The 13,289-nt window shown below is 68.8% G+C and carries 13 protein-coding genes and 1 pseudogene; 5 read left to right on the top strand and 9 right to left on the bottom strand.

The window, feature by feature from the left end:
• Positions 1–58: 58 nt before the first annotated feature.
• From D9753_RS35635 to D9753_RS35625, 3 genes are read right to left on the bottom strand one after another with little or no spacing between them, the layout of a single operon-like run.
• Positions 59–1,513, bottom strand: coding sequence for an MFS transporter (locus D9753_RS35635; protein ID WP_121791467.1), 1,455 nt, complete (start codon positions 1,511–1,513; stop codon positions 59–61).
• 26 nt (positions 1,514–1,539) lie between these two features.
• Positions 1,540–1,998: a MarR family winged helix-turn-helix transcriptional regulator gene (locus D9753_RS35630; RefSeq protein ID WP_240468396.1), complete on the bottom strand. Its 459-nt coding sequence runs from the start codon at positions 1,996–1,998 to the stop codon at positions 1,540–1,542.
• On the bottom strand, positions 1,995–2,852 hold the full coding sequence (locus tag D9753_RS35625; protein ID WP_121790738.1) for a transposase family protein: 858 nt from the start codon (positions 2,850–2,852) through the stop codon (positions 1,995–1,997). Before D9753_RS35625 ends, D9753_RS35630 begins: the two co-directional genes overlap by 4 nt.
• A 609-nt stretch (positions 2,853–3,461) precedes the next feature.
• On the opposite strand from D9753_RS35625, the gene D9753_RS35620 reads away from it, so the two are divergent.
• Positions 3,462–3,650, top strand: coding sequence for a hypothetical protein (locus D9753_RS35620; RefSeq protein ID WP_240468394.1), 189 nt, complete (start codon positions 3,462–3,464; stop codon positions 3,648–3,650).
• Between the two features lie 546 nt (positions 3,651–4,196).
• Here D9753_RS35620 and D9753_RS35615 read toward each other — a convergent pair.
• The 4 genes from D9753_RS35615 to D9753_RS35595 all read right to left on the bottom strand — a co-directional run bounded on the left by D9753_RS35615 (position 4,197) and on the right by D9753_RS35595 (position 7,362).
• A complete protein-coding gene (locus tag D9753_RS35615) occupies positions 4,197–4,367 on the bottom strand; it encodes a hydrophobic protein (protein ID WP_121790737.1) in 171 nt (56 codons plus the stop codon).
• Between the two features lie 472 nt (positions 4,368–4,839).
• On the bottom strand, positions 4,840–5,790 hold the full coding sequence (locus D9753_RS35605; protein ID WP_121790736.1) for a hypothetical protein: 951 nt from the start codon (positions 5,788–5,790) through the stop codon (positions 4,840–4,842).
• 218 nt (positions 5,791–6,008) lie between these two features.
• Positions 6,009–6,158, bottom strand: coding sequence for a hypothetical protein (locus tag D9753_RS35600; RefSeq protein WP_163010556.1), 150 nt, complete (start codon positions 6,156–6,158; stop codon positions 6,009–6,011).
• Positions 6,159–6,390: 232 nt separating this feature from the next.
• The gene (locus tag D9753_RS35595; protein WP_394346823.1) at positions 6,391–7,362 is read right to left on the bottom strand and encodes a transposase; all 972 of its coding nucleotides are present in this window, start codon (positions 7,360–7,362) and stop codon (positions 6,391–6,393) included.
• A 244-nt stretch (positions 7,363–7,606) separates the two neighbouring features.
• On the opposite strand from D9753_RS35595, the gene D9753_RS35590 reads away from it, so the two are divergent.
• Positions 7,607–8,296 (top strand): GAF and ANTAR domain-containing protein, encoded by a 690-nt coding sequence (locus D9753_RS35590; RefSeq protein ID WP_240468393.1) that lies wholly within the window; start codon positions 7,607–7,609, stop codon positions 8,294–8,296.
• A 177-nt stretch (positions 8,297–8,473) separates the two neighbouring features.
• On the opposite strand, the gene D9753_RS35585 is transcribed toward D9753_RS35590, so the two are convergent.
• Both D9753_RS35585 and D9753_RS35580 read right to left on the bottom strand, forming a co-directional pair.
• Positions 8,474–9,670, bottom strand: a complete 1,197-nt coding sequence (locus tag D9753_RS35585; RefSeq protein WP_121791465.1) for a PP2C family protein-serine/threonine phosphatase — start codon at positions 9,668–9,670, stop codon at positions 8,474–8,476.
• 146 nt (positions 9,671–9,816) lie between these two features.
• Positions 9,817–10,285: pseudogene (locus D9753_RS35580) on the bottom strand (IS5 family transposase); the annotation flags it as partial.
• 7 nt (positions 10,286–10,292) lie between these two features.
• On the opposite strand from D9753_RS35580, the gene D9753_RS37285 reads away from it, so the two are divergent.
• Genes D9753_RS37285 through D9753_RS35570 form a run of 3 tightly spaced genes read left to right on the top strand, consistent with a single transcriptional unit; the run spans position 10,293 to position 12,937 of the window.
• Entirely contained in the window at positions 10,293–10,463 is a 171-nt protein-coding gene (locus D9753_RS37285; RefSeq protein ID WP_205614459.1) for an ATP-binding protein, read from the top strand.
• Positions 10,464–10,484: 21 nt separating this feature from the next.
• Complete coding sequence (locus tag D9753_RS35575; RefSeq protein ID WP_163010889.1) at positions 10,485–10,931, top strand: hypothetical protein; 447 nt, start codon at positions 10,485–10,487, stop codon at positions 10,929–10,931.
• Complete coding sequence (locus D9753_RS35570; RefSeq protein ID WP_121790732.1) at positions 10,928–12,937, top strand: NACHT domain-containing protein; 2,010 nt, start codon at positions 10,928–10,930, stop codon at positions 12,935–12,937. Before D9753_RS35575 ends, D9753_RS35570 begins: the two co-directional genes overlap by 4 nt.
• Positions 12,938–13,289 lie beyond the last annotated feature (352 nt).

The following is a 13,289-nucleotide window of genomic DNA, read 5'->3' as shown; positions in this document are numbered from 1 at the left end:
GCGCGCTGTGGGTCAGCGAGCCGACGGAGACGGCGTCGAAGTCGGACGGCTTCGAACCTCAGCTTCCGGTTCGACTCGACCGGCCCAGGCCCGGCACACCGACTGGGGCTGTGATCGGATTGGTCTCGGGTGAGCGTCGGCGGGCGAGGGCGAGGCCGGCCATCGTCGTGATCGCCATCGCGGCGACGCCGACCAGCGCCGCGGTCGTGTAGGCGTCGTCGTTCGGGAAGAGGCGGCCCGTGGCGGTGCCGGCGGCCAGGACCAGACCGCCGATGGCGCTGCCCAGGGAGTACCCGACGCTGCGGACGACGTAGTTGAAGCTCATGGCGCTCGACGTCTCGCTCTTGGGGGTGACGGCCAGGATGACGCCGGGCATGGCGGCCGAGAAGCTGCCGACGCCGAAGCCCAGCACGCCCATGGCCGCGAGCAGTTCGGCCAGGTTGGACCGGGCGGTGGCGAACAGGACGAACCCGCCGCCGACGATGGCGGCGCTGCCGGCCAGGAGCAGGGGGCCGTCGATCCGTTCGCGGACCCGCGGCGTGAGCTTGCCGGCGACGAACCCCAGCACGGAGAACGGGATGAGGACCAGCCCCGCCACGAAGGTGGTCAGTCCGAAGCCGTAGCCGGCGCTGTGCGGCGTCTGGGCGTAGCGGGTGATGAGCGTGAGCAGGAGGTACATGCCACTCCCGCCGACGAACCTGGCGATGTTCGCCCCGGCGACCGCCGGGTGCCGTACCGCCCGGACGTCGACCAGGGGCGTCTTGGTTCGCAGTTCGTAAACGGTCCAGACGCAGAGCAGGAGTACGGCGGCGACGGCAAGGGTCACCGCCACGGCGAGGTGTCGGCTCCACAGGCTCCTCTCGCCGGCCAGGAACAGGACGAGGAGCAGTCCACCCGCCAGGACGAGCGCACCGGCCACGTTCACGTGAGCGGAGCGGCCTTCGGGAGCTGCGGGCATGGAGCGCCACGCGGTCACGAAGGCGATGGCGGTGACGAGCAGGCCGAGGCCGTAGGCGGCCCGCAGTCCGCCGAACTCGGCGAGCAGCGCGGCCAGCGGGTAGCCGACGCCGGCTCCGATGATGGAGACCACTGAGATCAGGGCGATCGTGGCCGCGCTGCGCTCCTCGGGAAGATGGTCGCGGGCCACGCCCATCATCAGCGCCGTGAGACCGAGTCCGACGCCTTGGGCCGCTCTGCCCACGAGCAGCCAGGCGAACGGCAGCGGCAGCACGGTGAGCGCACTGCCGACGACGACGATCGCCAGCGTGGCGAGAATCGTGGCCCGCCGGTGCGGACCGGCTCCGAGCCGGCCGAGGACGGGTGTGGCGACGGCGCCGCTGAGCAGGGCGATGGTCAGCGTCCACTGCGCGCTGTCGAGGGAGACGTGGAACGTGGTCGCCACGCTGGTGATGAGCGGCGTCCCGAGGCTGGCGACCGCCGCCACGACCAGGGCGATGAACATCAGGGCGGGGATCAGCAGACGTGCCTCGGAACATATCAGGGCAGTGCTCATGGGCTGGTCATGAGCCTGGGCCTCGGTCACCGGTCCGACTCCTCCCGGGCGTGGCTTTCGAGCTCCGCCAGATGCAGCAGCGCCGGAAGGGCTGCTGCCAAGGCCCTGACCTCGTCACCGGTGAGTTCGTCGATCAACCGTGCGTACGCGTCGACGCCCGCCTGGCGTCGCGTCCGGACGTACGACGCGCCGGCCTCGGTCAGGCACACCAGCGTGACCCGCTTGTCGGACGGATCGCCCTTCCGCTCGACCAGCCCGGATTCCTCCATCACCCGGACCAGGACGGTCATCGCGGGCTGGGTGACGCCCTCGGCCACCGCCAGATCGGTGATCCGTCGCGGGCCGGTCTTGTCCAGGGTGGCCAAGGTGGCGGCGGACGTCAGGCTCATGTCGCGGGGAAGGCGTCTCACGGCCCTGGTGGCCAGACCGTAGAGGGCTGACCCGATGGCATCGGAAGCGCCGTGCGCGGCGTCTCGGCGACTCATGGCTGAAGCATAGCAGCTTTATATGAATCCTTTATGCATCTCCCGATCAGGGTTCGGCGATACTCCAACGCGTTCGCGTAAAGATGAACGGCGTCGGTTTTGATCGCCCTGTAGATCCCTTCGGAGGCGGAGTTGGTGACGCCGGTCGTGATCGCGGCGAGGATCTGCGGCCACCACGTGCTGACGTGCGGCAGCGAGTCGCGCACCGCGGCTTTGAACACGGTGCCCATGTCGATCGCGACCACCTGGACCCCGGCCCGCCACTGGCGAGTCTGGGCGCCGATCCACGCCGACACACTCGCCGCGGTGCGGCCCTCGACCTGCCCCAGCAGCCCGGCACCGCCGACCAGGTCAACCAGCCCGACATGCCACCGGTCGGCGACGACCTCCCAGATCTCACCGCCGTCGGGCGCCTCGACCAGGCGGAACTTCGCCTTCCCGCGTCGGGTCTCGTCGATCCCCAGGTGCGTCACCGGCGGCGTGTCCTTCGGCAGCGCAGCCTCGGCCGCGGCCGTGAACGCGGTGTTCGCCACCGGCCACGACACCTCGAAGTCGCGCGCGGCCTGCACCACCGTCCGTCCGCGGTCGGCGACCGCTTCCCCGACCGAGGTACGCAGCCGCGACGTCAACCGCGACCGCGGTGGGATCGACGGCAGCGCCTCGGTGAACGCCTTGCGTCGGCACTGCTCGTTGACGCACCGCCATCGGCGCTTGGTCCAGGTCAGACCGGTTCGTCGCCCGGCCACGGGCAGGTCCCGCGGACGGTTGCGTACCCAGGAGTGCGGCCGCCCGGACCGCACCCCACAGTCGGGACAGCATCGGGCCTGCTCATCGCAGGTGACCAGGGCCAGCATCGGCGTCGGCGCCAACCTCGACGCCGACCACCTCCACCCCGACCAGCCGCGTCGTATCGTTGGACAAGCCCGTGGCCCTTCACGTGATCCTTCAAGCGTCGCCACTCGAAGAATCACAGAGCGTCACGGGCGTTCTGCACCCGTCAAGACCCTGACAGCAGACCGTGCCCACCGGGCACGGTTGAGTTCGAAGACCCGTCATCTCTACTGCAAGTTACTTGATTGCGGCCAGCGCTGAGGGTCAGGCTGGGATCCGACTCTGAATCAAGCTCTGTTATTCGCTCAGTGGAGCAGGCGATAGAGACACCGATTCTGATTCCGGCTCCCGCCAATCGGCGTCATCAAGTCCGTCTCTCTCCGAGAGGGATGCAGTGGGCGCCAGAGTCACAATCGGCTCGGAATCAAGCAAGGAATGTTGCGACATGTTACGAATTGCATCCAGGACCTGCAGCAAGGGAAAGTCCCTCCGGAGCTCGAGTTCCTTGACGATATAGCGATCCTCGACGTCGGGGAGGTCGGCCCGGAAGGGGTCGTGGCATCGCTCCCGTCCACACCCCGAACGGCACGTTCGTCACGCTCGGGGCCACCGAAGTCGCCATCCGCGCACGATTGGCCGGCAGTGCGGCACGAGGACATGCGGCGACCGTCAACGGCCGCCCCGGCGTCATCTCCTGGAGCGAGGATGGCACCCCGCTTTCCCTCCTGGCCTTCACTGCCGCCGACGGCCACATCACCGAGATCACCGCCGTGGTCGACCCGGCCAAACTCGCGCTCATGGACCTGCCGGACCCGGTGTGACTCCCTACCGGCGAAGGCCGCGCATGCTCGAAGCGGTCCACGTGGACGACGCGGCCCGGTTCTTCGCCCGGCACCTGAAGTGAGGCCGGGCCGTCAGGCCGACAGCAGTGGCGCCACCTGCTGTTGCCCGGCACCAACTGTTCTGGGGAGACGGGGTCCACCGCAGCTTGTCCCACCGCAAGGACGCTCTGCTACCTCGTCCATGAGCCGACCCGCACCACCCACATTGATCGGCCTGGGGAAAACGCCGTCAGGCCGCCGCCCGCCACTGTCATCACCCTGGGCGCAGCAGGGCGTCGGCCGTCTCTGCGCTGGTGCATGCATCGGCCCCGCAGTTTCAGGAGGCGCAGGGTTCCACTGCTGCTTCTGCGGGGCCGGTGCATCCCACACGTACCCTGCGGTGCGCCCGATACGCCCCATCCATCCCCGCCGGCTGAGCGGGGTGTGCCCTGGGGCATGAGAGTGGGGCCCGGCCGTCTGCGGCCGGGCCCCACTTCAACCTCCGTTACGACACTGCCCCTTCACGCTGCGCGCTGAGGGCGTGTGCTACCAGCGATACCAGCGACCCTTGCGGCCTGCGCCGTCCGCGGACCGGACGACGAAGCCCAGCAGCCACACGATCAGCACGATCACCGCGATCCACCACAGCGCCTTCAGTGCGAAACCCGCGCCGAACAGGATCAGGGCCAGAAGAAGAACAAGAAGCAGGGGAACCATCGTTATCAACCTCCTGACCACCGCATGCCCTTACTTCACCCCTACAAGCACACCAAAAGTGAGTTATTTCCACGGGAGGACGGGCACGTTCGCATGATGTGATCTTCCCGCGTCCTCGCATCTGAAGCACCGCGGCGCAATGGATGTGCACCACTTCGCCCTGCCTGCTGTGTGTTCACGGGCGCCGTGAGGAGCCATGCGCACAGCCGAGAGCTGATACCCGAGGTAGGTGTGACACGCGACGCTGCGGGACAGCGCCGCGGCCAACAGCAGTGCAAGCCCTGTAGCGTGATCGTCGCCGCCAGGATCTGCGGCGGCATGCTCGGCCGCCGTTCGCCGACGGGTACATGTCCACGAACATCTCCGCCGGGAACAGCATGCCACGGTCCTTGGCCAGGAACGCGAACACGCTCCCAGCCAAGATCAACTGCCGGCAGGTCTCCCCACACATCCGGCCCGACCGCCTCCCCGGCTACTCGTGCACGAATGGCGGGCTGGGCGCGGTGCGTGGGCGTGAGCGGACCAGCGTTCTCACCATGCCTACCCCCGCCACGACAGCGGCGAGGTGCAACACAGTGGCGACAGCGAGGTTCTCCGGTAGTTTGACATCGGCGGGGTCAGCCACGGCGACGAACAAGGTTAGAGGCAGTTTCCAGCCGCTCCAGGCGAAGAGCGAGCCCGACCCCAGCCAGCCGAGCGCCAGCAGGAGCCGATGGGGTACCCAGGCCGGACCCTTCCGGGCGAGCGTCCAGCTGGCGGCGGCGCCGGCGAGTGCCCAGAGCGCGCCAACGCTCGTCAGCAGGTGCCAGTTGATATCCCGTTCGGCAGGTCTCGCGATTCCGAGGGTGCCGTCGGCCGCCCAGTACGCCCAGACAAGACCGACGATGCCTGCGACGGCTGCCGCCCACGTGGGAACGGTGGGGGTACCTTCCCCGACCTGACGGGCGAACGCCTCCGGCCAGCGCCGGCGCAGGTAGGCCGGGACCGCAAGGGCCAGCCCCAATCCCATCCCGATGAAGCTGAACTGGATCAGCGCGCCTTCCCAGCCGGGCATGGAAGGATCATCGCCCCCGCTGTCGGCCGCTGTGCCGCGCCCGGCGTCGAGCACCGTACTGAGCACGGCGTATGGCAGGATCGACACCAGGAATCCCGCCCCCGTCCAGGCGCAGAAGGCCACCAGGAACCCGGGTATCCGCATGCCCCAAGGCCGGACCAGAGCGAGCGCCAAGGCGATCCCGATTCCCGCCATGCCGATGGTCACCGTGTTGAGGAGTACCCAACCGGCCAGGTCGAAGCCCTCCCCGATCGGTGCCAGGCCCAGCAGAGAGCCGGCAACCCACGCCACCTTGATCAACAAATAGGGTGATAGCGCCAGGGCCGCCCCGTACCCCGCGAACTTCCCGACCCGGTCCCAGCGTTCCACCTGGATGCCCCTTCCTCGGCAAGGACTCCAGCCTTGCGCATCGCCCATCCGACGTGCGTCAGCTTCAGGGAGCCTCTACCTCCGTCAGACGGCGGAGCCCGTGGTCATCCTTCAGGTGGACCTTGCCTGCTTTGATCCGCATGCGCAGGTGCGGTACATGCGCCGGTGCGGTAGTGGAGCAGGCAATGGTCCGGGGATGTGGCTCGGGTGACGGGTTATCAGGCTGCGGCGACCTCGGGCCGCTCGGCGATATGACCCTTCTCGAACCGCGCCCCGGCGCGCACGAGGGCCACGAGGTGGGGTGCGGTGACCGCACGCCAGCGTTCATGAGCGGACAACCGGGTGCGGAAGGTTGCGGCGGACGGCATCATCGCCACTCTCGCGGGCAACGGCATCAGCGGGTACCGCGTCGACGGCGGCCCCACTTCGACAGCCCAGCTCTCCAACCCCTATGTGCTGGCCGTGGCCCCCTCCGGGGACCTGTACATCGTGGACCAGAGCAACCAGCGCGTTCGCAAGGTCATCGGCGCCTCCCGCATGTTCTCCCCGCCCCGCCCGTGGCGGGTCTGTCAAACGAGCGGTGTAACTGGGTTGTTGGAGTTACTGGCGGGCTGCAGAGAGGCGGCCGTCGAAGGTGATGTCGAAGGCATTGAGTGCGGTCTTCCAGCGCATGGTCCAGCGGGCTTGTCCCTTGCCGGTGGGGTCCAGGGACATGATGGCCATGTAGACGCACTTCAACGCGGCCTGCTCGTTGGGGAAGTGCCCGCGGGCCTTGACTGCCCGCCGGATCCTGGCGTTGACGGACTCGATCGCATTCGTGGTGCAGACGATGCGGCGGATCTCGGTGTCGAAGCGGAGGAACGGCGTGAACTCCTCCCATGCGTTCTCCCAGAGCCGCACGATCGCCGGGTATTTCTTGCCCCAGGCGTCGGCGAACTCGGCGAACCGATCAAGTGCGGCCTCCTCGGTTGTCGCGGTGTAGACGGGCTTGAGGACACGCGCGATCTTGTCCCAGTCCTGGCGGGCGGCATAACGAAAGACGGCGTCGAGGGGCCGGTTCTGCCATTCGGCCATGCCGTCGAGGACCTTGTCGGTGATCGTGGAGATCGTCTGGCGGGACACCTCGGCTCCATAGACCTCGGCCAGGTGGGCCTGGACCTCGCCGGTCGTCAGGCCCTTCGCCGCGAGCGAGATGACCATCTCGTCCACGCCGGACAGACGCTTCTGCCGCTTCTTGACGATCCTCGGCTCGAAGCTGCCTTCCCGGTCGCGGGGCACGGCTATCCCGACAGGGCCGACGTCGGTAAGGACGGTCTTGGCGCGGGTGCCGTTACGCGAGTTGCCGCCGTTCTTCCCGGCCGGATCGTGCTTGTCATAGCCGAGGTGGTCGGTGATCTCACCCTCCAGAGCGGACTCCAGGAGCCGCTTGGTCAGCTGCTGCAGCAGCCCGCCCTCGCCGGTCAGCTGGAGGCCTTCGGCCTGAGCCCGGCCCACCAACTCGTCAATCAGCCGATCGTCCACAGACTTCGCCGGCACCGCCTCAGACGGCGCGACGGGTTCAGCCTCGGTCATGTTGTTGCTGGTCATCGATGCATCTTCCGTGATCGGGAGTTACACCGAACGTTTTACAGTCCCAACAAAGCTGCGTCGTCACATTGGCCTTTTCAGTACTCTGGCCAGTCGAGCGCATTACTCCAGCAGTACTGGCAGGCAGGCCCTTTGCTCGGACGCCAGCATCAGTTGCCGATCCGCCATGTGGCTCACTTACAAAGCTGGGTATGCGGTCTGTCCGGACAGGCAAGACCGCGGAGGCCAAGTGCAGTGGGAGCGTTTCGCACAGGGGATGGCGTCGATGGCGCGGGATCTCCTGGCGCAGGATTCAGTCGATGCCACACTCCAGCGGATCACGGCATCGGCCACGGAGCTGGTGGAGGGCTGCGACGCGGCCGGCATCCTGGTGCTGCATGGCAACCAGGTGGAGACACTTGCCCCCACCGACCGGCTGGTCATCGGCAGTCATGAGCTGCAAGCGCGGCTGCGTGAAGGGCCGTGCTTCGATGCCGCTCGCAGCACGCGGACAGAGCGGGTCTACCGCATCGCCGACCTCACCAGCGAGCAGCGGCGCTGGCCCGCCTACGCCCCACAGGCTCACGCGCTCGGTGTGGGCAGCATGATGGGCTTCGTGCTGTTCACCGAGGACGAAGACCTCGGCGCACTGAACCTCTACTCCCGCAAAACTGGCGCATTCACCGAGGCTAGCGAGACGGCGGGGTTGCTGCTGGCCTCCCACGCGGCGGTCGCTTTCTCCAGCGCCCGCACCCACGCCCAGATGGAGCAGGCCGTCACCACCCGCCACGTCATCGGCGAGGCCATGGGCATCCTCATGGGCGGCCACCATCTGACCGAAGAGCAGGCGTTCGACGTGCTGCGCCGCTACTCACAGGAAACCAACACCAAACTCCGTGAGGTCGCCCGACTGGTCTGCGAACAGGGCAGCCTCTCGTGACCGACCACACTGGTTGAAGGCACGGGTCACCCGGGAGATGAGGGGGCTCGGTGCGGGCGACTCCCCCGGCTCCCTTCTGAACCGGAGGAGTGAGCCGTCGAGCGGTGGAGATCATGCTGACGAGGGCCGGATGGGGCGCTCGGAGCGGCGCATGCGGAGACCTCCAGGTACGCGCGGTCAGGCGTCGGCGCTCGCACCCGGACCTCCGGAATGGGGGCCGTGCCAGTCAAGGCACAGGACGGTGGCGTCGTCTCTCACGTGACCGTCACAGGCGTCGGCGACCGCCGCGACCATGGCCCGCACGGCCTCGCGCGGGTGCTCGGTGGCGGTATCACCGATGAGGGCGGGCAGGTCGATTGATTTCGCTTGGCGTTCTTGCATGCCGTCGGTGTAGAGCACGAGGCGGTCGCCGGGGCGCAGGTCGAGGTCTTGCACTTGGTAGGCGCCTTGCCAGGCGACGCCGAAGGGCAGGTTCACCCTCAGTCGCAGTTCCTCGACCGTGCCGTCGCGCAGCCGTAGCGGCCAGGGATGGCCGGCGTTGACGAGCTGGGCGCCGGTACCGTCCAGGGCGATGCGCACCAGCTGGCCCGTGGCGAAGGTCCGCCGGCCGTGGTCGATGAGGGACTGGTGGGTCTGGCGGGCCTGCTCGGTGAGGTCTGCTCCGGCGCGGCGGGCGCCGCGCGAGGCGTTGACCAGGACGGTGGCCATGAGGGAGGCGTCGACGTCGTGGCCCATGGCGTCGGTGATGGACAGGTGCAGGGTGTCCTGGTCGAGGGAGTAGTCGTAGGTGTCGCCGGCGATGTCGGAGGCCGGGACCAGCGCGCCGGCGAGGGCGAACTCGGCTGCCTCGCAGGAGGGGGCCGAGGGCAGGAGCTGGCGCTGGATCTCCGCGGCCAGACTGACCGAGGAGGTGCGGTTGCCCCAGTGGTAGAGGTCGGTGAAACGGCGGTCGGTGACGATGATGTACGCCAGCGCGTGCGCGGCCTCTTCGACTTGCTCCAGCACGTCCTCGCTGCCCTGGGGAAGGGACAGCTCCAGGACACCGATGATGTCACCGCGGTTGGTGACCGGGACGAGCACCCGCTGCCCCTGTCCGTCCTTCGGTGCCTGCACGAGCTTCTGGGTGCGCAGGACTTCGTCGTAGACGCTGCTTCCGGCCAGGGGAACCTGTTCGGCGCGGCCCTGCGGTTGCGCGGCCGTCTTCTCGCTGACCCGCAGCATGCGACGGCCGACGATATCGACGAACAGGAACGACACGTGTTGCGCGTGGAACCGGTCATGCAGATTCCGCGCCACGACATCGAGGGAATCCACCGGCGCCGCGTTCTCCGCCGCAGCCAGCACCTCCGCCAGCACCATCCGATCCCGCGCCATCATCAGCCTCCCTGGGTTACGGACCCTCCTTCCCGCCAACACGACAGCCATCACTGCTGCGGCATATGCAGGTAGCCGCTCGGCGAGACGTCCGATCGATCAACGTGGCACACGATCAACGTTTGCTGCCTTAACACCGTGTCCAATGTGGTGAGGCGGACGAGTCGGTTGTAGCAGCACCGGGCGGCGGCGAGGTCGAGAAAGGCCAGGTAGTTACGGGGATTGCGTTCGTAGCGGGGGCTGAGTCGGCGGTAGCCGGACAGCCAGGAGATGGTCCGCTCGATGACCCAACGGCGGCGCCCCAATCGTTCGCTGGAATCGATGCCTTTGCGGGCGATCCGCGGCGATCCGCACTCCGATGCGCTTCCCGCGGAGCCATCTGCGCAGATCGGCGCGGTCGTAGGCTTTGTCCGCGTGCAGGCGCCGGGGCTTGAAGTGCCGGCCGCGGTGGGGGTCATGTCTCGTTTGGTGACCTTCCACCACCGGCTTCGGTCCTTCGCTGTCGTGGGTGTTGCCGGCCGAGACGCCGACGAGGAGGGGCAGTCCGTTCGCGTCCGACAGGATGTGCATCCTGGAACCCGGCTTGCCCCGGTCCACGGGGCTCGGTCCTGTGCGAGCCGAGGTGTCCGACAGCTTCACTCAGCTCACTTCCGTAACAGAGTGCGCCTACATAAAGGCGGAGAGTGGCCGTGGGCTTAGTCTGGTCGATGCCGTGGTCGACAAGTGGGGATTTCTCGGGATCGACGCCGGCGAGATCATCTCGTTCGAATGCGGGGTGGAGACCCGCATGTGATGGGGGGGGTTACACATGGCCATGGAATGGCTGAACGATGTCCCGGAGCTGGCGGCGTTCTGCGGCACCACGGTGCTCGCGGCGGCGCTGGACCACGGCTACAACGCCGGCGTGCTCAGGTTCACCCGGCTTCTCGGCCGCGGCGACACCGAGCGGCAGTGCGAGGTGCAGGCGAGCTGGGAGGAGACCGTCGCCGCACTGGACGCAGCCCCGGACGATGACGAGCGGCAGCGGGTGCGTGCGGAGCACACGCGGAGGTGGACGGTGGAGTTCGCCGAGATGCTGGAGAGCATGGAACCCGCCGAGCGGGGCCGGGTGGCCGCCGAAGCGCGGGCGCTGGCGCGGCAATTTGTGACCGACTGCGGCTCCGGAGGGGCGGGCGTGGTCAACAACTTCCACGGTGGTTCCCCCGTGGTCCTGAACGGCGCGCGCAGCCGTGCGGTGGTCAACTTCGGGACGGCCGGGTGATCAACAACTTCTTCAGGCCTGCGGTCGTCCTGAACGGCCATGGCAGTCAGGCCGAGATCCACCATACGACCGTCACGATCACCGAGAGCGAGCTGGACCGGGCCGCCAACGAGCTGGCTGACGCTGTGGGCAAACATTGGCATACGGAGGCGGACAGCCGGGGACTGCTCAAGAGCCAGGTACCCGTGCACTGGCAGGTGAGCCGGCACCGGCTCACGACCAGGGTCGCCGCCGCCATGGCCGAGCGGGGCCCGCGGAGATTCCCGCCGCTGCCCGGGGTCGCCCCGGTGACCGAGAAGAGCCTGCGTGCGGGCGGCGACCTGACCGATCTGCACCGGGTGTACGGCGGCCTGGCCTCGGGGCGCCTGATGATCGTCGGGCCCGCTGCGGCCGGCAAGACGTCGGCCGCGGTCGTGCTGCTCCGGGCTGCGCTGGACCACCGCGCGAACCCAGCGAGGGCGCCGTACAAGTCGGGGATCCCGGTACCGGTGCTGGTGACGCTGGACGGCTGGGCACCGGGCGACGAGAGGAAGGACGTGGTCGACTGGGCGGTCGAGCGGCTGTCCCGTGAGCACAAGGGGCACAGATACCTCCGCCAGTTACTGGACACGGGCCGGATCGCGTTGTTCCTCGATGGTTTCGACGAGGTCGGTGAGGAGGTACGGGCCTTAGCGGTGGCCGCGTTGGAGTCCGCGCCGTTCCGTGTCGTCCTGGTCTCCCGCACCGAGGAGGCTTCGGACACGGCCGGGCGGGAGCTGCCGGCCGGTGCCGTCGCCCTGGAGCTCAAGCCGGTGCGGCCCGCCGACGCCGCCGCGTGCCTGCTCGACTCGCTGGACGACCCGGCTCCTGCGGCCTGGCAGAAGCTTGTCCGGCAGCTCCTGGAGGAGCCGGACAGCGCAGTGGCCGGGGCCCTGGCCGATCCCCTGACGGTGAGTCTCCTGGTGGAGGTCTACGCGCCCGACGGGCCGGTCGAGAAGCTGTTCGGCCTGGCCGGTCCCGACGCCGTCCGGGACCACCTGCTCGATCACGCGGTCGCCGCGGCCTACACAAGGAAGCCGCGGCCCCGTGGATGCCGCCCCTACTCCCCCGAGACGGCCGAACGGACGCTGCGGCATCTCGCCGCGCGGCTCACCGAGGAGGACACCAGGGAACTGCGCTGGTGGCGGATTCCGTCCTGGCCGGGGCGGCGGTCAAGGGCGTGGATCACGGGGACCGCCGTCACCGTGGTGTACCTGACGGTCGTCGTCCTCGCCCTCGCGCCGTGGATCGGACCGCTCTGGGCCGCGGGCGCCGCCCTGATGGGGTGGACCCTGGGCACTCTCGATGCCGGCATCCGCATCTCCCGGCTCCACCATGAGAAGCAGTTGACCAGCGCCGGCTGGCGGGACGTCCTGCCCCTCCTGGCGATCACGGGCGGTCTGTTCGACTGGATCACGGTGACCGGTCTGACCTGGCTCGTGCTGCGTTTCGCCGGGCATCCGCAGAGCCTGCTGCAGTGCTGCCTGCTGGGGCTGCCGTACGGATTCGGCGGCGTATTGCTGCGGGGGCGCGCCGCCGACCTGGTGGTCAGAACCATCGTGGCACCCTTCCCGTTGGCCCGCTTCGCGCGCGACATGATCCCGGAGCTGGAGACCGAGACGAGGGTCCTCGGCCCCAGGGACGTTTGGCGCCATCACACGCGAATGCTGTTCCCCCTCGGACTGCTGGCCGGCGGTGCCGTGGGCCTGTACGCCGGGGGGCTGGCGGCGATGTCGAACGGAGCGGGATTCGGTCTCGCCCTCGGCGTGGCCATAGGCAGCGGCCACGCCCTCATAGCTGGCGTACTCAGCAACGCGGCCGTCGCCACCGCCCTCACCGCCGTACAACTCTCCGTCCGCGAGGGCACCCCCCTACGCCTGATGACCTTCCTGGACGACGCGCACCGGCGCGGTCTGCTGCGGGCGAGCGGGCCCGCGTACGAGTTCCGGCATGTCCGGCTCCAGGAGCGGCTGGCCCGTCGGCCGTAGTGATCAGCCGGGCGCCGCGTCTTCACCGGCTCCCGGCTGGTCTCGGCCGCCGGCCGCGCGACCAGTCGGGCGCGCGGCCCCTGGAACAGGTACGACCGTCCGAAGCCCGCCGCGATCACCACCGCGCCGCCGACCGCGTCCAGCACCCAGTGGTGCCCACCTGACCGCCCCCACCGAGCTGCTACCCGACCTCCCGCCCCGCTGGAGCGGACACAGCCTGCGCCGCGGCCTCGCCACCGCCGCCAAACAGGCCGGCAAAGACCTCATCGAGACCGCACGCCACGGCGGATGGGTCGACGGATCGAAGTCCCTCGCCGGGGACGGGCGGCGGGGAGGGCGCGGCGACGCGCGG

Source organism: Streptomyces dangxiongensis (assembly GCF_003675325.1).
Taxonomy (GTDB): Bacteria; Actinomycetota; Actinomycetes; order Streptomycetales; family Streptomycetaceae; genus Streptomyces; species Streptomyces dangxiongensis.
The sequence above is the reverse complement of the archived record's forward strand: the minus strand, read 5'-3'. Positions and strand labels throughout refer to the sequence as shown.